The organism is Streptomyces sp. NPDC054783 (genome assembly GCF_053611725.1).
On record NZ_JBSHAY010000032.1, the window covers coordinates 22,261 to 45,590 of the forward strand.

The window sequence follows — 23,330 nt, forward strand, 5'->3', positions numbered from 1 at the left end:
GAGAACCTCTGCGGATGTGACTGCCGTCCCGCTGTCCCCGCCTCCCCGGGGACGACTCCCCCGTCGCGTCCCCGTCCGCCAGGTGCTGTGCCTGGTGCCGCTCCTGCTCGTCGCCGTGGTCGCCGTGCGGAACCGCTCCCTGCTCGCCGAGGGCTTCGGCCAGCTGCGCAGCGCCTCCTGGCCGTGGCTGCTCGCGGCGGCCGGCGCCACCTGTCTGACCTGGGTGGCCGCCGCGTTCACCCGCCAGGGCGCGGTGGTGCAGCCGCTGCCCAAGGGGCGGCTGCTGGCCACCCAGTTCGCGGCGGCCTCGGCCAACCACCTGCTGCCCACCGGGCTGGGCGCGGGCGCGGTGAACCTGCGCTTCATGACCGTGTGCGGGGTGCCGCTCGCCCGCTCCTCGGCCGCGCTCGCCCTGTATCTGCTGGCCGAGTCCGTCGGCCGGCTCGGTCTGCTGTCCGTGCTGCTGCTGGCCTTCCCCGACGCGCTGCAGCTCGGCCCCCTGCTGCCGGACGGTTCGGCCCTGCCGCTGCTGCTGGGCGCGGGCGGCCTGCTGGTGGTGGCGGCGGCCGCGGTGGCCCTCGTACGACCGCTGCGCACCCGCTTGTGCGCCTTCGTCCGGGACGCCCTCGGCGAGGCCCGTTCGGTGCACACCCGGCCGGCCCGCGCCCTGGCGCTGTGGGGCGGCTCGCTGGCGTTCCCCGCACTGCAGGCGGCCGGTCTCGCCGCGGTCGGCCAGGCGCTCAGGCTGCCGGTGCCGGTGGCGCACATGGCGCTCGCCTACCTCGCGGCGACCGTCGCGGTGGCGCTGGTGCCCACACCGGGCGGGCTCGGCTCGGTCGAGGCCGCCCTGATCGTGGCCCTGGTCGCCGTGGGCGGTCCGGCCGCGGTGGCCACGGCGGTGGTGCTCGCCTACCGCATCATCACCGTGTGGGTGCCGCTGCTGCCGGGGGCGCTGACGCTGGGTGCGCTGGTACGGTTCAAGGTCATCTGAGGCAGAGTGGCCTTCCGAACCAGAAACCGGAACAAGGAGAACCTCCCATGCCGGTCCGCGTGGAGCGCACGGAGTACGTCACCACGGTCGTCCTCTCCCGGCCGGCGGCCCGCAACGCGGTGGACGGTCCCACGGCCGCCGGACTCGCCGACGCCTTCCGGGAGTTCGAGGCGGACGACCGGGCCCGGGTCGCGGTGCTCTGGGGTGAGGGCGGCACGTTCTGCGCGGGGGCGGACCTGAAGGCGATCGGCAGCGAGCGCGGCAACCGTGTGGCCGAGGACGGTGACGGCCCGATGGGGCCGACCCGGATGCGGCTGTCGAAGCCCGTGATCGCGGCGGTGGCCGGGCACGCGGTCGCGGGCGGCCTCGAACTCGCCCTCTGGTGCGATCTGCGGGTCGCGGAGGAGGACGCCGTGTTCGGGGTGTACTGCCGCCGCTGGGGCGTGCCGCTGATCGACGGCGGCACGGTACGGCTGCCCCGGCTGATCGGCACCAGCCGGGCCATGGACATGATCCTCACCGGCCGTCCCGTACCGGCCCGTGAGGCCTATGAGATCGGGCTCGCCAACCGCGTGGTGCCGACGGGACGCGCCCGCGCCGAGGCCGAGGCGCTGGCCGCGGACATGGCCCGCTTCCCGCAGGCGTGCCTGCGCAGCGACCGCGTGTCGGTCCTCGACCAGGAGGGGCTGGACGAGGAGGCGGCGTTGCGGAGTGAACTCCGCTACGGCATGGGCGTGTTGGCCCACAGCGCGGAGGGCGCGGCCCGGTTCGCGTCAGGATCCGGGCGGCACGGTTCGTTCACCGATCTATGACGGGTCGCGCACGGCACCGGCAAGCCGGCCCGCTCAGCCCACGCTCACCCGCACCTCTCCGCCCTTCGGGTCGACCCGGCCCGTCCAGCGGGCCGTGAGGGTCAGGGTGTGGTTGGGCAGTGCGGTGCCGAGGCCCGGGCGCGCACGGTGCAGGAGGCGGCCGTCCTGGTGGACCCGGAGGACCGGGCGGGTCAGCGGGGCGTTGGTGCGCAGGACGTAACGGGCGGGCGGATCGACGGGGTTGACGCGGTTCGGGGCGATCCAGCGCAGCGGGGCCTCGACGACGAGCGGGACTCCCGGGCCCGGCCAGGGGGCACCCGCCAGGAAGTCCAGCACGGTACCGGCCACCCGAGCACCCTCGGCGGCCGCGGTGCCGGCGCGCTCGACGGCGTGCAGGACGTTGCCGGCGGCGAAGACTCCGGGGCGCGAGGTGTGCAGGCCGCCGTCGACGGCTGGGCCGCGGGTGCCGGGATCCAGGGCGAGGGCGCCGCGGCGGGCGAGTTCGTGATCGGGGACGAAGTCGCCCGTGAAGACGACGGTGTCGCAGGCCAGAACGGCCGTACGCCCGTCGCTTCGGCGGACGCGGACCCCGGACAGACGGCCGTGGCCGAGGAGTTCGGCGACCGTGGTGTGCGTCAGCAGCGGAATGCGGTCGCGCAGGCGGGCAGCCTGGGCGCGCGCCCGTCCGGTCTGGGCCCGCGGGTGTTCCGTGACCAGGGCGACGACCTCCGCGCCGGCCGCGCACACGGTGGCGGCCGCCGCGTACGAGACGTCCTCGGCGCCGACGACGACCGCGCGGGTGCCGATGTACTGCCCGAACAGGTGGACGGCCTGCTGGAGTTCACCGGTGGTGTAGACACCGGCGGGACGGGTGCCGGGCACCAGCCGGGCGGTGCGCGGGCGTTCACGGGCACCGGTGGCCAGCACGACGGCCCGCGCCTCAATGATCTCCGGCCCACCGGGTCCGACGGCGGTGAGTACGGTGCCCGGCCCCGCCTCGGACGCTGCGGCCGGCCCCGGGTCCGGGGCGTCCCCGGACGCCGGCAGCTCTGCGGCCGCCCAGTCCAGGACCGTCACCCCGGTTCGGACCACCGCTCCCGCCCGCACGGCGGCCCGTGTCAGAAGGCGGGCGTAGGCGGGGCCGGTCAGCGGATGCGTCCACGTGCCGAAGCCGCCGTGGGCGCAGTGCCGCGGGACTCCGCCCGCCTCGGTCTCCCGCTCCAGCACCTCCGCGTGCCCCGCCCCGGCGGCGGCCAGCCGTGCGGCGGCAGCGAGTCCGGCGGGGCCGGCACCGACGACGAGGACGTCGACCCGGCGATGGTCCGTCATGACCGCCCCCTGCCGAACCGCTCCCGTCGCCACTCCCGCTCCCCAGCACACGGCTCCCGCCGCACCGCCCCCTCACCGGCCGGCTCCTGCCCCCACTCCCGCTCCCCGGCGGAGACCTCCCGCCGCACCGTCTCCTCGCCCGCCGGCTTCCGTGTCGCCCCCTCGCCCTCCGCACGGCCCCGTTCGAACAGCTCCCGTACCGTCGCCCCGCAGTAGAAGCCCTGGCAGCGGCCTGCCCGGGCCCGGGTGCGGCGGCGCAGGCCCTCCAGGGTGCGGGGCGGGATCGTTCCGGCGAGGGCGTCCCGGATCTCGCCGCGGGATACGCGCTCGCAGTGGCACACGAGGGTGCCGTACTCGGGGTCGGCGGCGATGAGTTCGGGCCGCTGGTAGGGGCGCGGGAAGGCCTCGCCGAGGTCGGGCACGGTCACCGGCTCCGGCTCGCGCACCGGGCCGAGGTCGAGTCCGGTCCCGGCCAGCAGGCCGACGACATGGTCGGCGATGGCCAGGGACGCGGTCAGGCCGGTGGAGCGGATGCCGCCGACGGTGACGTACGCCTGCTCGGGGTGGGCGGCGATGCGATAGTCCTCCTGCCCGGTGGCCGCGCGCAGCCCGGCGTAGACGGCGGTGACCTCCTCGTCCAGGAGGGCCGGCAGGATGCGGCGGCCCTTGGACCGCAGTCCGGCCAGGCCGTCGGTGGTGGAGCCGGTGGCCCGCTTGTCGTCCAGGTCCTCGGCGGTCGGGCCGAGCAGCACGTTGCCGTAGACCGTCGGCGCGACCAGGACGCCCTTGCCGAGCGCGGTCGGTACGGGCAGCAGGATGTGCCGGAGAAGCGGGCGGGCGAACTTGTCGTACACGAGGAGCTGGCCGCGGCGCGGGGTGACCGTGAAGTCCTCGTGGCCGAGCAGCCGGTCGACGGTGTCGGCGTGCAGTCCGGCCACGTTGACCAGGTGACGGGCGTGCAGGGTCCCACGGGAGGTGAGCAGGCGGTGGCCGTCCCGCCAGCCGGCTTGCTCCACCTCGGTGTTCAGGTGCAGGTCCACTCCGGCGCGGACCGCCTGGGTGGCGTAGGCCAGGGTCGTCGTCCAGGGGCAGATGATGCTCTCGCCGGGCACGTGCAGGGCGCCGAGCGCGCCGGGGCCGAGGTGGGGCTCGCGGGCGTACAGCTCGTCGGGGCCGAGCAGGCGCGTCTCGTGGCAGCCGTTGCGCTCGGCCTTCCCGGCCAGCCGGGGCAGGGCGGCGAGCTGCTCCTCGTCCCAGGCGACCAGCAGGGCGCCGACGCGTTCGACGGGGATGCCGCAGTCGGCCGCGTAGGCGCCGAGCCGGTCGTAGCCCTCGCGGACCAGCCGGGCCTCCAGGGTGCCGGGGGCCGCGTCGAAACCGGTGTGCAGGATCGCCGTGTTGGCCTTGGAGGTGCCCTGCCCGATGTCGTCCTGGGCCTCGACCAGGGCGACGCGCAGGCGGGGGTGGCGCGCGAGTTCCCGGGCGATGGCGCAGCCGACGACCCCGGCGCCGACGATCGCGACGTCGTACGACGTCGTGGGCAGCGGGCCTTCCGCGGTGACGGTCATGAGCCGAGCAGTGCCGCGACGGCGGCCCGGAAGCCGGCGCGGCGTTCGGCGGCCTGGTCGGCGGTGATGCGGGGTTCGTACACGGCGGCGGGCTTCCAGTCGGGCAGGGCCTGTGCGACGCCCAGGGTACGGTCCGCGCCCAGGCGGGCGAGGGCGGCCGCGCCGAGTGCGGTGGCGTCGGGCAGCGCCGAGACCTCGACGGGGCGCTGCAGCAGGTCGGCCTGCGTCTGCATGAGCAGGGCCGAGCGGGTCAGGCCGCCGTCGACGCGGAGCGTGTCGAGCGGGCCACCGAGGTCGGCGGCGGCCGCGTCGGCGAGTTCGGCGACCTGGGCGGCGATGCCTTCGCACAGGGCGCGCACCAGATGGCCGGGGCCGGTGTCGAGGCCGAGTCCGGTGAGCGAGCCGCGCAGGTCGCCGCGCCACCAGGGGGCGGCGAGTCCGGCGAGGGCGGGGACGAAGGTGACGCCGCCGCTGTCGGGGACGGCGCCGCCGACGGGATCGAGGTCGGCTGCGCAGGAGATGACCCCGAGGTCGCGGAGCCAGCGGACGGCGGAGGCCGCGGTGTAGACCTGGCCGTCGAGGCAGTAGCTGGTCGCGCCGGCCAGCCGCCAGGCCACGCAGCTCACCAGGCCGGAGGTGCCGCGCCGGGGCCGGTCGCCGGTGTGCGCGAGCAGGAACGCGCCGGTCCCGTAGGTGCACTTGGCGGTGCCGGGTGCGGTGACGCGCTGGGCGAGCAGGGCGGCCTGCTGGTCGACGATCAGTCCGGTGAGCGGGATCTCGCGGCCGAACGCCGTTGTCGTGCCGATGTGTTGGGCGTTGTCGGCCGGGTGCGGGAGCCGTTCGTCCGCGAGGCCGTACATCTCCAGCGCCCTCGGCGACCACTGCGTGCGGTCCAGGTCGAGGAGCTGGGTACGGCCGGCGGTGGCGGCGTCGGTGGCGAAGGCGCCGGTGAGGCGGTGGACCAGCCAGGCGTCGGAGGTGGTGACGGCGCCCTCGCGGGTGAGGTGGCGGCGGATCCAGGCCATCTTGGGGGCGGCGAAGTACGGGTCGAGGGGCAGCCCCGTCAGTTCACGCAACTCCTCGGCGTGCCCGGCGAGTTCGGTGCACACGGTCTCGGCGCGCCGGTCCTGCCACACCAGGGCGTCGGTGAGCGGGCGGCCGTCGGACGGGTCCCAGGCGAGGACGGTCTCGCCCTGGTTGGCCAGGCCCAGCGCCACGACGTCCTCGCCGGCCTCGGCGAGCGCCTGCCGGCCGGCGTCGACCACGGAGTCGTACAGCTCGGCCGGGTCGGCCTCGACGAGCCCGCCGGGCAGGTACCGGGGGCGGACCTCCGCGAACCCGGAGCCGAGTACGCCGCGCTCCGGACAGACCACGAGGGCCTTGGTGCCGGACGTGCCCTGGTCGACGGCGAGCACCGGACCCGTCATCGCGCCTTACCCCGCTCCGCACCGAAGATCACCGCGCCAGCCTGCCGCCGCCCCGGGACGGCGTCAAGCGCCCCTCGACCGCCAACTGGCCGAATGCTTGGTTGAGTTGGTAACAATGGCACGGCGGAACCCACGCCTCTATAGTGACCGCCGACCAGCGCCCCACACCTCCGTCCGCCCGCAGGAGGGCTGTTGCCACGCCACCCCGCCAGCTCACCCGCGCCCCAGTGGCCCGGGGCAGTCGGCTGATGGCCAGAGAAGGACCCCGTCCCTCCTACGATCCCGCCGGCCCCGACCACGCCCTGCGCTCCGCACTCCAGGACCTGCGCACCGGCCGCTGGATGGCCATGCGCACGCTGCTCGCGGACACCCCACCCGGAGGGCGGTGGACCCAGCGCACCCAGGTCCTCGCGGCGGCCGCCGCCGGCACCGACGTGGTGCGCGCCTGGCTCACGGAGGAGCCGGACAGCGTCCACGCCGCGGTGATGCGGGCGCGGGTCGGGGTGGAACGGGCACTGCGCGCCCGGCGCGAGAAGCACCGCCGTACCCACGAGTTGTGGATCGAGGCCTGGGACGCCGCCCAGTCCGCCGCCGGGGTAGCCCCGCGGGACCCGGTGCCCTGGGTGTGTCTGCTGGCGCTGGCCCAGCTGGATCCGGAGCAGCGCTGGGAGGAGCACCGGGTGCCCGCGCCCGAGCCGATGCTGCCGCCGGGACCCTGGGGGCTGCTGGCGGAGGCCCACGCGCGCGATCCGTACAACCGCGAGGCCCACCACCGGATGCTCCAGTTCCTGTACGTGCGTGGCGGCTCGGGCCGGCTCGCACAGGCCGCGGGCTTCGCCCAGTGGGCCGCCGGGCAGGCGCCGCCCGGCTCGGCGCTGCACCTGCTGCCGCTGTACGTCCGTGTCGAGCGCTACCGGCGCGACAGCGGGCACGACGCGGCGCTCGACCTGCACTGGGTGGCGGAGGACGCGGCCCGCGAGGCGCGGCACGCCCTGCGCTCCTGGTTCGAGCACACCCGGCGCGACGAGTGCTCGCTGCCGGACCTCAACCACCTGGCCCACGCCCTGTGGGGGTCGCTCCGGTTCCCCGACGCGGCAAGGGTGTTCGACGCCATCGGACCGTACTTCACACCCCCGCCCTGGATGTACCGCACGCCCGACCGCGACCGTGCCGTGGAGGTCTTCACCCAGGCCCGGGACCGCTGCCGGGCGGCCGCGGACGGCTCGCGCACCTGAACGGCCCCTGTCCTCACCCCTCTTGACCCGGAGGTCCCCCGCATGTCCCCCACCCCCGAGCCCATGCCCTCGCCGGGCCTGCGCCAGCAGGACGAGGAGCAGCGGCTGCGCGAACTCGGCTACCGGCCGGTGCTGGCCCGCCGCATGGGCGGCTTCGGCAACTTCGCGATCAGCTTCTCGGTGATCTCGGTCCTGTCCGGCTGCATGACCCTGTACGGCTTCGGCCTGAACACCGGCGGCCCGGCCGTGATGCTGTGGGGCTGGGCGGGCGTCGGCCTGTTCGTGCTGTGCGTCGGCCTCGCGCTCGCCGAGGTCACCAGCGCCTACCCGACCTCCGGCGCGCTGTACTACATGGCGGACCGGCTCGGCGGCCGACGCTGGGGCTGGTACACGGGCTGGCTGAATCTGCTCGGTCTGCTCGGCGCGATCGCCGGTATCGACTACGGCGCCGCCCTGTTCACCGGCGCGTTCGCGAACCTCCAGTGGGGCTTCACGCCGACGCCCGGCAAGACGATGCTCATCTTCTGCGCCATCCTGCTGCTGCACGCGGTGCTGAACCTGTTCGGTGTCCGTCTGGTCAGCCTGCTGAACTCGGTGAGTGTGTGGTGGCATCTGGCGGGTGTCGCGCTCATCGTCGGCGCGCTCGCGATCGTCCCCGACCACCACCGGTCGGTGTCCTTCGTGTTCACGAAGTTCGTCAACGAGACCGGCTGGCACAACCCGCTCTACGTGGCGGCGATCGGCCTGCTGCTCGCCCAGTACACGTTCTCCGGCTACGACGCCTCCGCGCACCTGTCGGAGGAGACCTCGCAGGCCTCGGTGTCCGCGGCGCGCGGCATCGTGCGGTCCATCTGGGCGTCCTGGATCGCCGGCTTCGTGCTGCTCGCCGGTCTGACCTTCGCCATCCAGGACTACGACGCCACGCGCAACACCGCCACGGGTGTGCCGCCCGCGCAGATCCTGCTCGACGGCCTGGGCACCGGCGGCGCGAGCGCGCTGCTGCTGGTGGTGATCGTCGCCCAGCTGTTCTGCGGCAACGCCGAGGTCGCAGCGGCCAGCCGGATGGTGTTCGCGTTCAGCCGCGACGGCGCGCTGCCCGGCTCGCAGCTGTGGCGCAAGGTGAGCGGCCGCACCCAGACACCGGTCGCCGCCGTGTGGCTGTCCGTCGTCGTGGCGGGTGTCCTCGCCCTGCCGTCGCTGTACTCGGCGACGGCGTACAACGCGGTGACCGCCATCAACGTCATCGGCATCACCCCCGCCTACGCCATCCCGGTGCTGCTGCGGCTGCGCGCGGGCGACCGTTTCCGGCCGGGGCCGTGGCAGCTGGGCCGCTGGAGCCGGCCGATCGGCTGGATCGCGGTGATCTGGGTGGCCTGTGTGACCGTGCTGTTCTGCCTGCCGCAGGCCTCGCCGGTCACCGTCGACACGATGAACTACGCGTCGGTGGCGCTCGCCGTCGTCCTGGTCCTCGCGACCATCTGGTGGTACATCGCCCGCCGCTCGTACGGCACGCCCACCGCCGCCGCGTACGGCAGCGACCGCGACCAGGCCGAGCTCGCGGAGGGCATCGTCTGAGCCACCTGCCCGAAGAGCGCCGGTCCGGGTGCGAACCGGCGTTCCGGATACGGCAGGATGAGCGATCGCGCCGGTCACCGGGGTTTCTCCGGCCGGCGCGATCGCACATCCCGCACATCGAGCAGGTGACAACGTGACGAGACTTCACAACTCCGCAGCAGGCGCGCGCACCGGAGGTGACCGGTGAACCGCGCGCTGACCCTGGACGACCTCGTCCTCGCCGGTATCGCGGTGGCGGCGGGCCTGGTGCTCGCCCTCATGTCCCGCACCCTGCTGCGCTGGCTGGCGGGGCACGCCAAGCGGACCCGCTGGAGCGGCGACGACGTCATCGTGGACGCGCTGCGCTCGGTCGTGCCGTGGGCGGCGATCGCGGGCGGTGCAGCGGCGGCCGCGGCCGTGCTGCCGCTCACGCGGACCGTGCACCACCACACCAACCAGCTCCTGGAGGTGTGGCTGATCTTCGTGGTGACCCTGTCCGCGGCCCGGGTGATCGCGGGTCTGGTCAGCACGGTCACCCAGTCCCGCTCGGGCGTGGCGGGCTCGGCGACCATCTTCGTCAACATCACCCGGGTTCTGGTCCTCGCCATCGGCTTCCTGGTGGTCCTGCAGACCCTCGGCATCTCCATCGCGCCCCTGCTGACCGCCCTGGGTGTCGGCGGTCTGGCAGTCGCACTCGCCCTGCAGGACACCCTCGCCAACCTCTTCGCGGGCATCCACATCCTGGCCTCCAAGACGGTCCAGCCGGGCGACTACATCCGGCTCGGCAGCGGCGAGGAGGGCTACGTCGTCGACATCAACTGGCGCCAGACGACGGTCCGCCAGCTGTCCAACAACCTGGTGGTCATCCCCAACGGCCAGCTCGCCAAGGCCAACATGACCAACTACACGCATCCCGAGCAGCGGTTGACGGTGCCGGTGCAGGTCGGGGTGGGCTACGACGCCGACCTGGAGCACGTGGAGCGCGTGACCGCGGAGGTCGTCGCGGAGACCATGCGTGAGGTCGAGGGCGCGGTCCCGGAACACGAGCCCGCCATCCGCTTCCACACCTTCGGCGACTCCCGCATCGGCTTCACGGTGATCCTCGGCGTCGGCGAGTTCAGCGACCAGTACCGCATCAAGCACGAGTTCATCAAGCGCCTCCACCGCCGCTACCGCGCAGAGGGCATCAGCATCCCCGCCCCCACCCGCACGGTGACCCTCCAGCAGGGTGCGGCGGTGATCCCGCAGCAGCGCACCGGGGAGACGGCCGTCCCGGGCCCCGCCCGGGACGACCAACACCTCCGCTGAACAACCGGGCGCTGCCGGGGGCGGCCCTGCCGACGGCACGACACACCCGCTCGGCCCCGCGCGGTGACGCTCCGGCAAGGGCCGGCGGCCGCAGCGGCAGCGATGCCGTGGGCGTACTCCGGGCGCGCGGCCGGGACAGACAGCCGGAAGCGCCGACACACCCCGCCTCCTCGGCAGCGTCGGGGAGGGACAGGGCGGGCGGTGACGTCGCCGACCGGCGGTCACCTCACGTTCGCCGTCCAGCAGCGAGGCGTGGACGCCGGGCGGGTCGAAGCGCGGGGTGCACCGCCGGTCGGCGGTCGTGCCGGACGGCGCTGGAGCCGCGGTGCGGCTACGGGCTCTTGGCGGATTCCTGGCCCTGGACCACGCACAGGGCCCAGATGACGAAGCCGGAGACGGCGATCATCACGACGGACCACACCGGGTAGTACGGCAGGGACAGGAAGTTGGCGATGATCACCAGGCCGGCGATGGCAACTCCGGCGACGCGTGCCCACATCGACGGTCCGAACAGGCCGAAGCTGACGACCACGGCGATCGCGCCCAGGACCAGATGGATCCATCCCCAGCTCGTCAGGTCGAACTTGAAGACGTAGTTGGGCGTCGTGACGAAGACGTTGTCCTGGGCGATCGCCATGATGCCCCGGAACACGCCGAGCAGCCCGGCGATCATCAGCATGACGCCCGCGAAGGACGTCAGGCCGCCCGCCCATGCCTGCTTGGTGCTGCGGGTGTGGGCGCGGGAGGGGGTCGTGGTCATGGGTGGCCTCGATTCGTTCTCGTGGGCGCCACTCAGCGCCCGGTGGAGGTGTGTACGGTGTCGCCGCTCCGGGCCGGGCCGGCACCGCTGAGGACCAGCTCCTTCGCCCTGCGGAACTCGTCGTCGGTGATCTCACCCCGGGAGCGCATGGCGGAGAGCTTGGTGAGCTCGTCGGCGCTGCTGGTGCCGGTCGCACCCTGCGCGGTCTGCCGCACGTAGGAGTCGAAGGCCTCCTGCTGGGCGCGCGCCTGCGCCACTTCCCGCCGCCCCATGCCCTTGCCGCGGGCGATCAGGTAGACGAAGACGCCCAGGAAGGGCAGCGCGATCACGAAGAACGTCCAGCCGGCCTTGCCCCAGCCGCCCATGTCGTCGTCGCGGAAGATGTCGACGATGACCCGGAACAGCAGGACGAACCACATGATCCACAGGAAGAACACCAGCATGGTCATGAAGGCACCCAGCACCGGGTAGTCGTACGCGAGATATGTCTGCGCGCTCATGTCTTTCCTCCGTCCGGGGCACCGGCTCGCCGAGCCGGTCTCTGCCGTTCTCACCGTGCACACGACGAGGCGAGGGCGTCCTCACCCGATGCGGGTGATCGTGCCGGGGATCAGTCCGCGGAGTCGGGTACGCCCGGCGGCATGCCGCTCCGGCGCAGCGCGGCCCGCCACGCGAAGGCGGTCACCAGTTCGGCCAGGCCCAGCAGCACGAGCCAGAGACCGAGCAGCCGGGTCAGCGCCCGCGCCGACTCCGCGGGCAGCGCCAGCACCACGATCCCGGCGACGATGCCGAGCAGCGCGGCGCCCAGGACGACCCCGCGGTGCGGCAGGTCTTTGGCGGCGATCGCCGGGTAGAGGGTGAGGACGCCGGACGCCAGCCACACGAGCCCGACGATCAGCGACAGCGCGGTGATGGTCTGCAGCGGATGGCGCAGGCAGAGCACGCCCGCCAGGACGTACAGCACCGCGACCAGCAGAACTGTGAGGCGGTCTGCGTGATCCTCCCGCGCGAACGCCGTCCCGAACCGCATCGCGCCGATGAGCAGCAGGTAGAGGCCGATGAGCACGGCGAGGACGTGCAGTGTCTCGTCCGGCCAGACGAGGATCAGCACCCCCGGTACGAGCGTCACGATCGCCGCCCCGAGGATCCAGGTCCAGGAGCGGGCGATCGCCGTCATGGCCTGTGCGGGGCCGGTGGCCGCCTCGCCGGGCAGATACGACAGTCCGGCCCGCTGCGCCTGTCCACGCGGTTCGGTCATGGCTCCTCCTCGCGCGATGGGATCAGGCCGCTCACGGACTGTCGGCAAGGCGGCCCGCGGCCCCTCGAGCGGACAGCCTGCCCGGTGCGGCCGCCACGCCGGATCACCCGCCGCGGGTGATCCTTCCGCCCGGCCCGGGCGGTGGGGTGGACCCGACGGGTGCACAGCCCGTGTTCCTGCGCCCCGCGCGAGCCCGGTTCCGGCGGCGGACGACGGGCCGCAGGACCAGGAGAGTGGACCATGGCCGCACCCAGTGCCGTCACCGTCTCGTCGTCACCGGCCGACCGGGCGGCCCACGGCAGGCAGGCCCGCAGGCGCGCCCCGCGCACGGGCCACGGGGAGTTCGAACCCGCGCCGCACCGGCCGGACGTCGTCGACGTACTGGAGCACCAAGCGGCCGACCGGCTGCCGGAGTTGGTGCCGATCCGCTACGGCCGCATGCTCGCGTCCCCGTTCCGCTTCTACCGTGGTGCGGCGGCGGTCATGGCGACGGACCTGGGCACGCTGCCGGACACCGGGCTCCAGGTCCAGTTGTGCGGGGACGCGCAGTTGCTGAACTTCGGGTTGCTGGCCTCTCCCGAACGTCATCTGGTCTTCGACATCAACGACTTCGACGAGACGTTCCCGGGTCCGTTCGAATGGGACGTGAAACGGCTGGCGGCGAGTTTCGTCATCGCGGGGCGGGCCAACGGCTTCACGCAGCGGGAGCAGAACGACGCGGCGGGCACCTGCGTACGGGCGTACCGGGAGCGGATGCGGGAGTTCGCCGGCATGCGCACCCTGGACGTCTGGTACGCCCAGGACGACGCCGACGCGATGCGCGAGTTGCTGGCCTCCTCGATGGGCAGGGAGACCAGGCGTCGTACGGCCGAGGCGGCCTCGCGCGCCCGTGCCCGGACACATCTGCGGGCGTACGCCAAGCTCACCCGGCTCACGCCGGAGGGCCGGCGGATCGCGCCGGACCCGCCGCTGATCACCCCGCTGTGCGAGCTGCGCGGCGAGTCCTCCCGCGGGGAGGAGGACAAGGAGCTCCAGACCCTGCTGGAGGCGTACGCGCGAACCCTGCCGCCGGACCGGCGGCACCTGCTGCGTCACTTCCGGCTGGTGGACATGGCCCGGAAGGTGGTCGGGGTCGGCAGCGTCGGCACCCGGTGCTGGGTCCTGCTGCTGCTCGGCCGCGACGACGACGATCCGCTGCTGCTGCAGGCCAAGGAGGCACAGGAGTCGGTGCTGGCGGCGCACTCCGGCGGCGAACGGTACGACAACCAGGGCCGCAGGGTGGTGAACGGGCAGCGGCTGCTCCAGGCGGCCGGTGACATCCTCCTGGGGTGGACGCACGTCGTGGGTTTCGACGGGCGCGGCCGGGACTTCTACGTACGGCAGTTGTGGGACTGGAAGGGCAGCTTCCGGCCGGAGAACTGCGACCCGGATCTGCTGCGGCTGTTCGCCCGGACGTGCGGGGCGTCCCTGGCCCGGGCCCACGCCCGGTCCGGCGATCCCGTCGCCATCTCCGCCTACCTCGGGGACAAGGACCGCTTCGACCGTGCGCTGGCCCGGTTCGCGCAGGCCTACGCGGACCGCAACGAGCGGGACTTCGAGGCACTGGGCGAGGCCGCACGCTCGGGGCGGATCGTGACGGCCGACCGCTGAGAGACCGTGCGGTGAGCGGCGCTCACTCCGGCAGCTGCCGCATCTCCACGACCCGCAGGCCGAGCGACTGGCAGCGGTTCAGCAGCCCGTACAGGTGTGCCTCGTCGACGACGGGGCCGAACAGCACCGTCTGACCGGACATCTTCACGTGATCCAACTCCGGGAAGGCCTCGGTGAGGGTCTCCGACATGTGTCCATCGACGCGGATCTCGTAGCGCATGGGCCGTACTCCCGCCGCGGGCCGCTGCGGTCTTCCTGCGGACTTGCTGCGATCCTGCTCCGCCCGGCCGCGTCGGGCCTCACCCGGCACAGGTGATCCGGGGCGCCGGGCTTCAGTGGCTCAGCGCGATCTTGAACATGATGATCGCCAGGCCGAGCAGCAGATTGACCGCGGCGGTGCCCGCCACCAGGCGCCACGACGCTCCCGCCTGCCGTGCGCCTGCCGCGGACCAGCCCACCTGGCCGGCCACCGCGACGGCGACCGCCAGCCAGACCGCGCCGGCGACGTCCAGGCCGAGCAGCGGGCTGAGGGCGACGGCGAGGGCGGGCGGGACGGCCGCCTCGACGATCGGCCACTCCTCGCGGCACACCCGCAGGACCGTCGGCCGGTCCAGTGCCCGTTGCGCGAGCCGGGCCCCGAACAGCTGGGCGTGGACGTGGCCGACCCAGAAGACGAGGCTGGTGAGCAACAGCAGCATCACCAGTTGCAGGCGGGGAAAATGTCCCAGGCCGCCGGCACCGATCACCACCGACGCCGCCAGCATCGATCCGTACACCGCACCGGTGTAGTCGGCGTGGGCGCGTCGCTCGGTACGGCGTACCCGTGCCGTGGTGCCGCCGGTCGAGGACATCGCCGTGGCCTTCACGCTCACTCCCTGGCGCCGGCGACGCCGGCCGGTGCGCCACCCTGCGACGGCTGCGGGCGGCGGCCGGACGCGGTCGGCAGGTGCCGGGTGACGAGGAAGCTCGCCAGGGTGATGCCGCCGGTGGCGAGGATCGCCGACTTCAGGCCGTCGAGCTGTGCCGAGGCGTACGAGCCGGTGAGGGCGTCGACCTCGGACGGCGGCAGTCCGGCGTGCTGGGCGGCCGAGCGCACCTGATCGGTGGGCACGAAGCTGACCCCGGCCTCCAGGTGGACGCTGGTCTGCTGCCGGGCCTGGGCCGACAGCTGGGGGTTGCTCTCCACCTCCGTGCTGAACGCGCTCACCAGCGCGCCGATGAGCACCGAACCGATGAGCGCGGTACCCAGCGCCGAGCCGAGGTTCTGCGCGGTGAACTGCAGGCCGCCGACCTCGCTGCGTTCCGCCTCGCCGACGCTGGACTGGACGACGTTGCCCAGTTGGGAGGCGAGCAGCCCCATGCCGATGCCGAGCACCGCCATGGCGCCGGCGAACTGGGCGTCGTCGATCTGCGGTTCGATGGTGGCGAGCAGCCACACGATGGCCGCGGCCAGCGTCAGCAAGCCGATCCGGACGACCCGGCGCGGCCCGATGGCGCGGCCCGCCCGGGCCGCGCCGAGGGAGGTGACGAGCATGGTCACGGACACCGGAAGCAGCCTGAGCCCCGTCTGGAAGGCGTCGAAGCCCTGCACCACCTGCAGGTACAGCGGGATGGTGAAGAACAGGCCCAGCAGGATCAGGTTCTGGCTCAGCAGGGTGAGCAGGCCGGAGCGCAGGGGCGGCACACCGAACAGGGACAGGTGCACCAGGGGGTCGGCGCCCGCGGCCTCCCGCCCGCGGTCCCAGCGCACGAACAGGGCCAGTACGGCCACCCCGGCGGCGACGACGAAGAGGGTGGGCGCGAAGCCGAGGACGGTGAAGGGCGGGTTGCGCGGCTGGACCCAGCCCCAGGTGCTGCTCTGCAGCACGCCGAGCACGCCCAGCCCGAGTCCGCCCGCCGAGAGGACCGCGCCGACCGCGTCCAGCCGGGGCGGCGGTCCGGTCCGCGGGGCCTCCTTGATGACCCGATGGCACAACAGGACGACGAGGACCACCACGACCTCGCCCGCGAAGACCAGCCGCCAGGTCAGATACGTCGTCACCCAGCCGCCCAGCAGCGGACCCACGGCGATGCCGGCACCCGCCAGTCCGCCGATCACGCCGTAGGCGACGGCCCGGTCCCTGCCCCGGTAGGACTCGGCGACCAGGGCCGCCATGGCGGGCAGCACCATCGCGGCGCCGAGCCCCTCGATCACCGACCAGCCCAGGGCGAGCACCCACAGGGTGGGCGCCAGGGCGGTGAGGGCCGAACCGGTGCCGTAGACGATCAGGCCCAGCAGGAACAGCCGACGGCGGCCGTGGATGTCGCCGAGCCTGCCGCCGACGATCATGAACGCGGCCATGACCAGCGCGTACAGCGTGATGACGGCCTGGATGGCGGTGACCTCGGTGTGGAAGTCCTCGACCAGTTGGCTGATGGAGACGTTCATGACGGACGTGTCCAGGACCATCAGGAACTGGGCCGTGCCGAGCACCATCAGAGCGCGCCAATGTCCCACGGTGTCCACCACCTCGCCCGGGTGCTCCCGGCCGCTCGCGCGGTCCCGTGGCGACCGCCCCGGCCTGCCCGGCCGCCACCCTCATCGCAGCGGGGGCTGCCGTGTCCGCGCCTCACCCGTCACGGGCGAACCGGCCGGGCAGGGGTCAGATCAGCCCTTGGTCACGGGCCCGGCGCACCGCCTCGGCGCGCCCGTTCACCCCGAGTTTCCGGTAGGCGCTCTTGAGGTGGGTCTTCACCGTGTTGACCGAGACGTACAGGTCGGCGGCGATCTCCTCCGTGGACATCAGCTCGGCCAGCCTGCCCACGACCTCGCGCTCGCGTCCGCTCAGCTCCTCGACGACCAGGCAGGAGCCGTCTCCGGCCGCCCCCGGGCCGCCGGGCGGGGCGGGGTGGCCCGAGGTGAGCCAGCCCGCGGCCAGATCCTGCAGAGGAGGCGAGTCCAGCAGGTGCCGGATGCGCGGTCCGGCTTCGAGGAAGGGGCGCCGCAGCCGCTCCCGCCGGGCCTGCAGCAAGGCGCCGGCGAGCAGTTTGCGCGCGGCGGCGACGTCCGTCTCCTGGGCGGCCCCGGCACGCACCAGCGCGCACTGGACGGCCGCCCTCGGGCCGGTGTGCCGGTGCGTCCGTATGCTGTCGAGCAGTTCGAGCGCGGTTTCCTGGTTCCCCGCGGCGAACCGGGCCCAGGCCAGCTCCGCCGCCCACGCGGGCTCACCGTCCGAGGAGAGGTCGTCGAGCACCTTCAGGGCACTGTCCGTGCGGCCCTCGGCCAGATGGGCGGCGGAGGCGACGAGCGCCGTCTGGACCTCTGCCCACGGGGAGTCGACCAGGGCCCGCACGTCGAGGTCGGCCGCCGCCGCGGCGGCCCGTGGCTCCCCCCGCGACAGCAGCAGCCGGGACGTCGCGAGGGAGCGGCCGGCGGCCGTCACCGGATCTCGCGGGACGCCCGAGGCCGCCGCCGCCTCGTCCAACAGGGCCCGGGCCGCCCGCAGTTCGTCGCGGTCGACGGCCACGGCCGCCAGCACCAGCTGCCCGAGGCCCGCACCGGGGAAGCCGGGGTCGCGCAGGCCGAAGCGCTCCGTCTCCCTGAGGGCCGCCTGGGCCTTGCGTTCCGCCCGGCAGAGCCAGCCGTTCAGGTAGTCGATCAGCGCGAGCTGGCCGAGGGAGTCCTCGCGTGGCAGCGCCGTCGAGACGCCGCCGGGGCATCCGGCCACCGTGGACAGGGCGGCGCGCGCGTCGTCGAAGCGCCCGGCCCACAGCCGGGCCGACCCCACGTGGGTCAGCAGCAGGGCGCTGAACTCGGGGTGGCTGTCCAGCAACTCGGCAGGGACCTCGCCCCACAGTCGCTCCGCCGTCGCCACGGCCTGCTCGGCCATGCCGGGCGAGCCGGTCAGCCGGGCCGCCAGGGACTGCAGCAGCACAAGGCTCAGCCGGGTCGCGGCGTCCGGCCGGGCATCCAGGCGCTCCTCGGCCCGGCGCAACTGGATCAGGCCGCGTTCCACGTCGCCCCGGGACAGTTCGCGCGCGGCGCGCACCAGGTCCGCGGCCGCGCTCGTGGCCTCGGGGCCCATCCGGGAGAACAGCTCGGTGAGGTCGTTCGCGCGCAGGCCGGTGAAGAGCTGGCCGATCGCCAGGTCGTCGACGAGGGTCCGGGTGGTGAAGTTCCAGTCGCCGGCGGCCGCGCCGTGCGCCAGCGCCTCGGGCAGCGCGCCGGAGGCGTGCAGCCACTGCGCGGCACGGCGGTGCAGTTCGGTCTCCAGTCCCGGCGAACGGAACCGCAGGTGTGCCCGGAGTATTTCACCGAAGAGGGGGTGCAGGCGGTACCAGGAGTGCCCGAGGTCCTCCACGAACGCGTTCTGGCTGTGCAGTGCGGCGAGGATCGGCTCGGTGCCGCCGCGGCCGGTCAGCTCCGCGACCAGTTCGGGGGAGAAGCGCTCCACGACGCTGACCCGCAGCAGGAGGTCCTGCACCCGTACCGGCTGACGTTTGAGCACCTCCGTGAGCAGGAAGTCGGCGATCGTGCTCCGGCCCGCCTCGAAGTCCCGCAGATACGCCGACGGGTCCGGGCTCTGCCGGGCGGCCAGGGCGCACAGGCGCAGCCCGGCGGCCCAGCCCCCGGTGCGCTCCACCAGTGCGCGGACGGCGGCCGTGGGAAGGCGCAGTCCGTGCAGTTCCAGGAGCGCGGCGGCCTCCTCGACGGTGAAGGCCAGCTCGGCGCCCCGGATCTCGGTCATGGCCCCGGCCGCCCGGTAGCGGTGCAGCGGCAGCAGCGGCTCGGTGCGGGTGACGACGACCAGGAGCAGCCCCCGTCCGGCGTGGTGCAGGACGAACTCCAGCTGTTCCGCGATCCGTGCGGAGGTCACCCGGTCGAACTCGTCCAGCACGAGGATGACGGGCCGCTCCAGCCCGTTCAGTTCGTGCGCGAGACGGGAGAGCAGCCCGTGGTCCACGCGGCTCGCGTCGCCGGGGCAACCGATGTCGGAGGGCAGCGGTACTCCGGCGGCGCGCAGGGCCTCGAGCACATACGCCCAGAACACTCCGCAGCCCTGGTCCCCCGCCTCCGTGGTGAACCAGGCGACCGGTTGCCGCTGCCGGGCGGCCCAGTCCGCGACCAGCAGGGTCTTGCCCGCGCCGGCCGAGCCGTTGACCATCGTCAGCGGTGTTCCGAAGGCCTGGTCGAGGTGTTCGTCGAGCCGCGGGCGGCGCAGGAACACGGCCGGCCTGGCCGGCAGGGCGAACCGGGTCCGGAGAAAGGGTTCGCCCAGCGGATCGACGTGTGCGACGGCCGATCGCCTCGGGGTCTTCTGCCGCGTGGTCACAGGGTCACCGCCCTGTCGTCGGGCTTGCGGAGCGGGCTCCACCCGCTCAGGATCCCAGTTTTTCGGCCCCCGCGCAGGTCGGACAGGGCCGGTCGGCCCATCCATGGATCCCCGCAGCTCACATGTCCCCGCAGGCCGGGTGCTCGCGCCGGGGGCGCGCGTGGGCCGGCTCCGTGGAATGCCTCTGTCAGCGCTCGTCCCCGGCCGGCCGCGGCTCCCCGCGTGCCGCGTTCAACTGGACGCGCCCGGCGGCCGCCAGCAGGGCGAGCAGGGCCAGGACGCCGAGCAGCACGAGGACCAGCAACAGGACGGTGAGCACGGTCGGATGGTTCCAGAGCGCGAAGACGAGCGCGATGATCAACAGGACGAGGAGCGTGACGGCCCGGCGGTAGGCCAGCGCCCACGCGCCGACGCGCCCGGCGCCGACGTGATGGCCGGCCGCCCAGCGCGCCGCGGAGTCCGCCGTGTGGTCGGAGTAGCCCCGGACGGCCACGGGCAGCCGTCCCGGCCCGACGAAGTAGGCACCCAGCGCGATGACCACGCCGAGGACGACGGCCGTACGCAGGCTGACCCTCAGGAAGCGGAGCAGGGTGTCGAAGACGGCCCCGGCGGCGGCCTTGGACTGCACCTGGGGCGGCAGGTGGTCGAGGTAGTAGGTCCGCGCCACGACCAGGCCGATGGCCACGACCAGGCAGGCGAAGGCGGCGCCCAGCGCGGTGCGCGCCAGGGCCCGGCGCCGGTGGTGGGCCAGGAACACCCCGGCGGCGCCGAGGAGCACGACGATCACGGGGAACCAGTTCCCGACGATGTCGAGGAGGCGGGCGCCCTTGCGGAACTTGGCGAGCTGGTCGGAGTGGAACAGCACGAGTTGCTTGTTCACCTGCGGGATCTTTTCGGCGGGTTTGAGGCCGGCGTCGACCAGTTCCTTCTTGACCCGGTCGACGGCCGTACCGACGTCCAGGGTGACCGTGCCGTCGCTGACTCCGAACGCGCCGCGTCCCTTGCCGGTCAGCGCGTGCACGACCGCGTTGTGGGCGGCGCGGTTGGCATGGCGCCACACCGTCGCGAACGCGTCGCTGTGGACGACACGGGTGGCGATCTTGGTCACGGCCGAGTCCACGGCGGAGTCGATCTGCGGTCCGAGCCGGCTGACCGCGTCGGCGGCGATCGGCGGCAGGCCCTGGGACTGCAGCCAGGAGGCGATGTCCCCCGCGACCCGCTTGCCGTCCACGTGGGCGCCGACGGCGTCGGTGATCCGGTTCACCGCCGCGTCCTGGACGGCGGGTTCGGTGGCCAGCGGCTCGACAGTGGCCACATAGCGGTCGGTGTCGAGCGCGATGTCGTGCACCCAGGTGGCCAGCAGCGCGACGGGTACGAGGATGCAGGTCAGCACGATGAGCACGGCCGAGGCGGTGTTACGCGCGATCCGCCCCGCGGCGGACCCTGCCCCCGCGGAACGGCCCCCGGGCGGGCCCGCCTGCCCACCACCGGCCGGCACTCCCTGCCCACCACCACCGGCCGGCACTCCCTGCCCACCACCGGAGGGGCCTGCCTGCCCACCACCGGACGGTCCTGCTTGACCACCGCCGGGCGGCTTCCCCCGCCCTCCTCCGGAGGGGCCCGGCCGGCCACCACCGGGCGGCATTCCCTGTTCGCCGCCGGAGGGGCCCAGCTGGCCAGCACCGGGCGGCATTCCCTGCCCGCCACCGGACGGCATTCCAAACCCACCGCCGGAGGGGCTCGCCTGAGCATCGTCGGCCGGCTTTCCCTCCCCACCGCCGCCGGTGCTCGCCCGGCCGCCGCCGTTGGAGATCGGCTGCCCAGCGCCGCTCATGCCCGCGCGGTCCGGCGGATCCGGGAGCGGGTCGGGTCGACGCGCCTCCCGGGTCGGCCGATCCGCCTCGCCGCCCTGTGGGTTCGCGCCCGGATCCAGCGGACGTGCGGCCCGGTCCTGCCCGTGTGCCTCAGTCGGCCGGTGCGGGTCCGGCTCCGGTGACTGCGGGGCGGGCGGCCTGGTCATGGAACCTCCGGCGTGGTGGTTGCCTGGACAGCACCATTGGGTCAGCCCCACGGACGCTCCGCGCGCCGGGCGGTCCGGACGGGCGAACCCGGCCCCGGCCCCGGCGCGGCTTCACCGGCCGCCCGCTTGACGGTCGCGCAGTGGGGGCGGACTGCCGAGGCGTGCCGCCAGGAAGGGCTCCTGCGCCAGTACGGCGCCCACGCTGACGGCGACGGCCGCGGCGACGCACACCACGATCAGCCACGACAGGACCACGAACACGGACCCCACGGAACCGTAACTGGCCAGGGCGCGGTCGAGGGCCCGAGGCATGTACAGACGCGCGGTCACCGCCAGCGTGGTGAGCACGGTCGCCGTGACCACGGCAGCCGGCAGCAGGGGCTTCCAGCCGACCAGGCCGCCGAGCAGCAGATGCTGGGTCCACCACCACAGGCCCACCTGGCTGACCCAGGTGAGGGGGATGCCCAGCCAGACACCGGCTCCGAAGCCGTCACGCAACGGGCCCTGGAGCACCAGGACACCGATCCACAGGCCCAGCCAGGCCAGCCACCGCCAGGGGGCGATCCGGGTGCCGGCGCGCGGGATCTCCCAGGCTCGCTTGCACAGGCGTTGCATCGCCCGGCTGACAGCGGTGGCCGACAGCAGCACCATCAGTCCGCCCACCACGCCCGTGGTCTGCTTCAGGTCGTCGGACGTGGGCTGCAGCAGCTGCTCCAGCTGCGCCCGCGCCGCGCCGGTCAGCCCGAAGACCCCTGTCACGGATGCGACCAGCTCACGGCGCACCGCCGCCGGAGCGTACGCCGCGACGACGAACAGCAGCGGGACCGCCGTCAGAAAGCACTGCGCCGCGATGCGCGTACCGGAATCGAAGATGTTCACGGACACCATGCGGTCCGCGACGTGCGTGACCACGGGGAACCGGCTCTCCGCCCGCTGATGCACCGATTTCGCCCAGGCGATCAGCCGATGCGCGCGTCCTGCCGTCGCCATCAGGGCCCCAGGGGGGAACGCTGCGGGTACGCCCGCTCCCCGCCTGCTGACGGCACCCCGACGGTCGGCATGACCTCGCTCCCTTCGCTGCGTCCAGGGTGGAGGGCCGGGCGCCCCGCGGCACTTCCGGAGTCGTCCGGTGAGCCGCCGGCCCCGCTCGCCACCCGCAGCCGCCCACCACCACCGCCGCCCGCCCGATGTGCGGGCCCTCGCACCGCGTGGTGGACTGGAGGCGGGCCGGGCGAGCGGTCCCGATTCCCATGCGTCTCGCGAGGAGAAGTCATGGACGGCGTCGAAGAGATGGGGCCCGTCGACTACCTGGTCATCGAGTTCCCCGGCAACCGGATGACGGGAGAGGCGTTCCCGCTGCTGGTCGATCTCGTCGACCGCGGCATCGTCCGGATCATCGACCTGGCCTTCGTCCGCAAGGAGACCGACGGTTCGGTCGTCGGGCTGGAGGTGCAGGACCTCGGCGACGAAACCGATCTGACGGTCTTCGAGGGAGCGTCGGCGGGCGTGCTGGACCAAAGTGACCTGGACGAGGCGGCCAACGCGCTGGAGCCGGGCAACTCGGCCGCGGTGCTGGTGTACGAGAACCTGTGGGCCGCTCCCCTGGCCGCCGCGCTCAGGCGCAGCGGGGCCCAGCTCGTCGCGAGCGGCCGTATCCCGGTGCAGGCGCTGCTGGCGGCGCTGGACGCCACGGAGGAGACTGTGCCGCCCGGCGGCTCCACGGCGGCTTGACCGGCACCGCACCGGTCCCCTGCCGATCCCGTACCGATGCCATGGGAGATGACCGAACATGCCCGGACTGCTTCGCGGCGTCGCCCGCACAGCCGTGGTCGCCGGAACCGCCACCGCCGTGTCCAACCGTGTCTCGCGGCGGCAGGCCGGCCGGTGGGCGCAGCAGGACTACGAACAGCAGCAACAACAGTACGAGCAGCAGCAGTACGCACAGCCGCAGTACGCGCAACCGCAACAAGCGGCGCCGGCCGCGGCACCCGACGAGATGACCGAGAAGATCGACCAGCTCAAGCAGCTGGCCGATCTGAAGGCCCAGGGGGTCCTCACCGAGGAGGAGTTCCAGGCCCAGAAGCGCCTGCTGCTGGGCTGAGTCGC

At 73.7% G+C, this 23,330-nt stretch carries 20 protein-coding genes; 8 read left to right on the forward strand and 12 right to left on the reverse strand.

All coding sequences use genetic code 11. From position 1 onward, the window contains the following. The first annotated feature begins 16 nt into the window (after positions 1-16). Together ACWGJ5_RS37230 and ACWGJ5_RS37235 are read left to right on the forward strand one after the other, a co-directional pair. Positions 17-991 (forward strand): lysylphosphatidylglycerol synthase transmembrane domain-containing protein, encoded by a 975-nt coding sequence (locus ACWGJ5_RS37230; RefSeq protein WP_453314048.1) that lies wholly within the window; start codon positions 17-19, stop codon positions 989-991. 47 nt (positions 992-1,038) lie between these two features. After that, positions 1,039-1,803: a crotonase/enoyl-CoA hydratase family protein gene (locus ACWGJ5_RS37235; RefSeq protein ID WP_453314049.1), complete on the forward strand. Its 765-nt coding sequence runs from the start codon at positions 1,039-1,041 to the stop codon at positions 1,801-1,803. A 33-nt stretch (positions 1,804-1,836) separates the two neighbouring features. Here ACWGJ5_RS37235 and ACWGJ5_RS37240 read toward each other — a convergent pair whose 3' ends face one another. The 3 genes from ACWGJ5_RS37240 to ACWGJ5_RS37250 are packed head-to-tail and all read right to left on the reverse strand — an operon-like array spanning position 1,837 to position 6,127. Beyond that, entirely contained in the window at positions 1,837-3,132 is a 1,296-nt protein-coding gene (locus ACWGJ5_RS37240; RefSeq protein WP_453314050.1) for an FAD-dependent oxidoreductase, read from the reverse strand. Beyond that, positions 3,129-4,700, reverse strand: coding sequence for an FAD-dependent oxidoreductase (locus ACWGJ5_RS37245; protein ID WP_453314051.1), 1,572 nt, complete (start codon positions 4,698-4,700; stop codon positions 3,129-3,131). Before ACWGJ5_RS37245 ends, ACWGJ5_RS37240 begins: the two co-directional genes overlap by 4 nt. Then, positions 4,697-6,127 (reverse strand): FGGY family carbohydrate kinase, encoded by a 1,431-nt coding sequence (locus ACWGJ5_RS37250; RefSeq protein ID WP_453314052.1) that lies wholly within the window; start codon positions 6,125-6,127, stop codon positions 4,697-4,699. Before ACWGJ5_RS37250 ends, ACWGJ5_RS37245 begins: the two co-directional genes overlap by 4 nt. A gap of 248 nt (positions 6,128-6,375) precedes the next feature. Between ACWGJ5_RS37250 and ACWGJ5_RS37255 the strand changes: the two genes are divergently transcribed. The 3 genes from ACWGJ5_RS37255 to ACWGJ5_RS37265 all read left to right on the forward strand — a co-directional run bounded on the left by ACWGJ5_RS37255 (position 6,376) and on the right by ACWGJ5_RS37265 (position 10,224). Further along, the gene (locus tag ACWGJ5_RS37255) at positions 6,376-7,362 is read left to right on the forward strand and encodes a hypothetical protein (RefSeq protein WP_453314053.1); all 987 of its coding nucleotides are present in this window, start codon (positions 6,376-6,378) and stop codon (positions 7,360-7,362) included. 42 nt (positions 7,363-7,404) lie between these two features. Continuing rightward, positions 7,405-8,937: an amino acid permease gene (locus ACWGJ5_RS37260; protein WP_453314054.1), complete on the forward strand. Its 1,533-nt coding sequence runs from the start codon at positions 7,405-7,407 to the stop codon at positions 8,935-8,937. A 183-nt stretch (positions 8,938-9,120) separates the two neighbouring features. Next, positions 9,121-10,224 (forward strand): mechanosensitive ion channel family protein, encoded by a 1,104-nt coding sequence (locus tag ACWGJ5_RS37265; RefSeq protein WP_453314055.1) that lies wholly within the window; start codon positions 9,121-9,123, stop codon positions 10,222-10,224. 331 nt (positions 10,225-10,555) lie between these two features. Here ACWGJ5_RS37265 and ACWGJ5_RS37270 read toward each other — a convergent pair whose 3' ends face one another. From ACWGJ5_RS37270 to ACWGJ5_RS37280, 3 genes are all read right to left on the reverse strand, one after another. Continuing rightward, positions 10,556-10,984, reverse strand: coding sequence for a DUF7144 family membrane protein (locus ACWGJ5_RS37270; protein WP_453314056.1), 429 nt, complete (start codon positions 10,982-10,984; stop codon positions 10,556-10,558). 32 nt (positions 10,985-11,016) lie between these two features. Further along, positions 11,017-11,484: an SHOCT domain-containing protein gene (locus tag ACWGJ5_RS37275; protein ID WP_453314057.1), complete on the reverse strand. Its 468-nt coding sequence runs from the start codon at positions 11,482-11,484 to the stop codon at positions 11,017-11,019. Positions 11,485-11,594: 110 nt separating this feature from the next. Then, positions 11,595-12,242: an HdeD family acid-resistance protein gene (locus ACWGJ5_RS37280; protein WP_453314058.1), complete on the reverse strand. Its 648-nt coding sequence runs from the start codon at positions 12,240-12,242 to the stop codon at positions 11,595-11,597. Between the two features lie 240 nt (positions 12,243-12,482). Between ACWGJ5_RS37280 and ACWGJ5_RS37285 the strand changes: the two genes are divergently transcribed. Then, a complete protein-coding gene (locus tag ACWGJ5_RS37285; protein ID WP_453314059.1) occupies positions 12,483-13,892 on the forward strand; it encodes a DUF2252 domain-containing protein in 1,410 nt (469 codons plus the stop codon). Between the two features lie 22 nt (positions 13,893-13,914). Here the strand turns inward: ACWGJ5_RS37285 and ACWGJ5_RS37290 are convergent, their stop codons facing one another. The 6 genes from ACWGJ5_RS37290 to ACWGJ5_RS37315 form a co-directional block, all read right to left on the reverse strand. Next, the gene (locus tag ACWGJ5_RS37290; protein WP_228619409.1) at positions 13,915-14,112 is read right to left on the reverse strand and encodes a hypothetical protein; all 198 of its coding nucleotides are present in this window, start codon (positions 14,110-14,112) and stop codon (positions 13,915-13,917) included. A gap of 112 nt (positions 14,113-14,224) precedes the next feature. Next, positions 14,225-14,743, reverse strand: coding sequence for a hypothetical protein (locus ACWGJ5_RS37295; protein ID WP_453314115.1), 519 nt, complete (start codon positions 14,741-14,743; stop codon positions 14,225-14,227). A 17-nt stretch (positions 14,744-14,760) separates the two neighbouring features. Beyond that, entirely contained in the window at positions 14,761-16,398 is a 1,638-nt protein-coding gene (locus tag ACWGJ5_RS37300; RefSeq protein WP_453314116.1) for an MFS transporter, read from the reverse strand. 136 nt (positions 16,399-16,534) lie between these two features. Continuing rightward, on the reverse strand, positions 16,535-19,204 hold the full coding sequence (locus tag ACWGJ5_RS37305; RefSeq protein WP_453314060.1) for a LuxR C-terminal-related transcriptional regulator: 2,670 nt from the start codon (positions 19,202-19,204) through the stop codon (positions 16,535-16,537). A gap of 187 nt (positions 19,205-19,391) precedes the next feature. Then, the gene (locus ACWGJ5_RS37310) at positions 19,392-20,606 is read right to left on the reverse strand and encodes a hypothetical protein (protein WP_453314061.1); all 1,215 of its coding nucleotides are present in this window, start codon (positions 20,604-20,606) and stop codon (positions 19,392-19,394) included. A gap of 729 nt (positions 20,607-21,335) precedes the next feature. Beyond that, positions 21,336-22,214 (reverse strand): YhjD/YihY/BrkB family envelope integrity protein, encoded by an 879-nt coding sequence (locus ACWGJ5_RS37315; protein WP_453314062.1) that lies wholly within the window; start codon positions 22,212-22,214, stop codon positions 21,336-21,338. Between the two features lie 282 nt (positions 22,215-22,496). On the opposite strand from ACWGJ5_RS37315, the gene ACWGJ5_RS37320 reads away from it, so the two are divergent. Both ACWGJ5_RS37320 and ACWGJ5_RS37325 read left to right on the forward strand, forming a co-directional pair. Next, the gene (locus ACWGJ5_RS37320) at positions 22,497-22,955 is read left to right on the forward strand and encodes a DUF6325 family protein (RefSeq protein ID WP_453314063.1); all 459 of its coding nucleotides are present in this window, start codon (positions 22,497-22,499) and stop codon (positions 22,953-22,955) included. Positions 22,956-23,013: 58 nt separating this feature from the next. After that, positions 23,014-23,325, forward strand: coding sequence for an SHOCT domain-containing protein (locus ACWGJ5_RS37325; protein ID WP_453314064.1), 312 nt, complete (start codon positions 23,014-23,016; stop codon positions 23,323-23,325). Positions 23,326-23,330: the final 5 nt, after the last annotated feature.

Bases quoted from the DNA above. Each gene is read 5' to 3' on its own strand.
- ACWGJ5_RS37250 (WP_453314052.1), bottom strand. From the start codon at position 6,127: ATGACGGGTCCGGTGCTCGCCGTCGACCAGGGCACGTCCGGCACCAAG.
- ACWGJ5_RS37280 (WP_453314058.1), bottom strand. From the start codon at position 12,242: ATGACCGAACCGCGTGGACAGGCGCAGCGGGCCGGACTGTCGTATCTG.
- ACWGJ5_RS37235 (WP_453314049.1), top strand. From the start codon at position 1,039: ATGCCGGTCCGCGTGGAGCGCACGGAGTACGTCACCACGGTCGTCCTC.
- ACWGJ5_RS37315 (WP_453314062.1), bottom strand. From the start codon at position 22,214: ATGGCGACGGCAGGACGCGCGCATCGGCTGATCGCCTGGGCGAAATCG.
- ACWGJ5_RS37320 (WP_453314063.1), top strand. From the start codon at position 22,497: ATGGACGGCGTCGAAGAGATGGGGCCCGTCGACTACCTGGTCATCGAG.
- ACWGJ5_RS37290 (WP_228619409.1), bottom strand. From the start codon at position 14,112: ATGCGCTACGAGATCCGCGTCGATGGACACATGTCGGAGACCCTCACC.
- ACWGJ5_RS37240 (WP_453314050.1), bottom strand. From the start codon at position 3,132: ATGACGGACCATCGCCGGGTCGACGTCCTCGTCGTCGGTGCCGGCCCC.
- ACWGJ5_RS37255 (WP_453314053.1), top strand. From the start codon at position 6,376: ATGGCCAGAGAAGGACCCCGTCCCTCCTACGATCCCGCCGGCCCCGAC.
- ACWGJ5_RS37325 (WP_453314064.1), top strand. From the start codon at position 23,014: ATGCCCGGACTGCTTCGCGGCGTCGCCCGCACAGCCGTGGTCGCCGGA.
- ACWGJ5_RS37275 (WP_453314057.1), bottom strand. From the start codon at position 11,484: ATGAGCGCGCAGACATATCTCGCGTACGACTACCCGGTGCTGGGTGCC.
- ACWGJ5_RS37285 (WP_453314059.1), top strand. From the start codon at position 12,483: ATGGCCGCACCCAGTGCCGTCACCGTCTCGTCGTCACCGGCCGACCGG.
- ACWGJ5_RS37295 (WP_453314115.1), bottom strand. From the start codon at position 14,743: ATGTCCTCGACCGGCGGCACCACGGCACGGGTACGCCGTACCGAGCGA.
- ACWGJ5_RS37270 (WP_453314056.1), bottom strand. From the start codon at position 10,984: ATGACCACGACCCCCTCCCGCGCCCACACCCGCAGCACCAAGCAGGCA.
- ACWGJ5_RS37245 (WP_453314051.1), bottom strand. From the start codon at position 4,700: ATGACCGTCACCGCGGAAGGCCCGCTGCCCACGACGTCGTACGACGTC.
- ACWGJ5_RS37260 (WP_453314054.1), top strand. From the start codon at position 7,405: ATGTCCCCCACCCCCGAGCCCATGCCCTCGCCGGGCCTGCGCCAGCAG.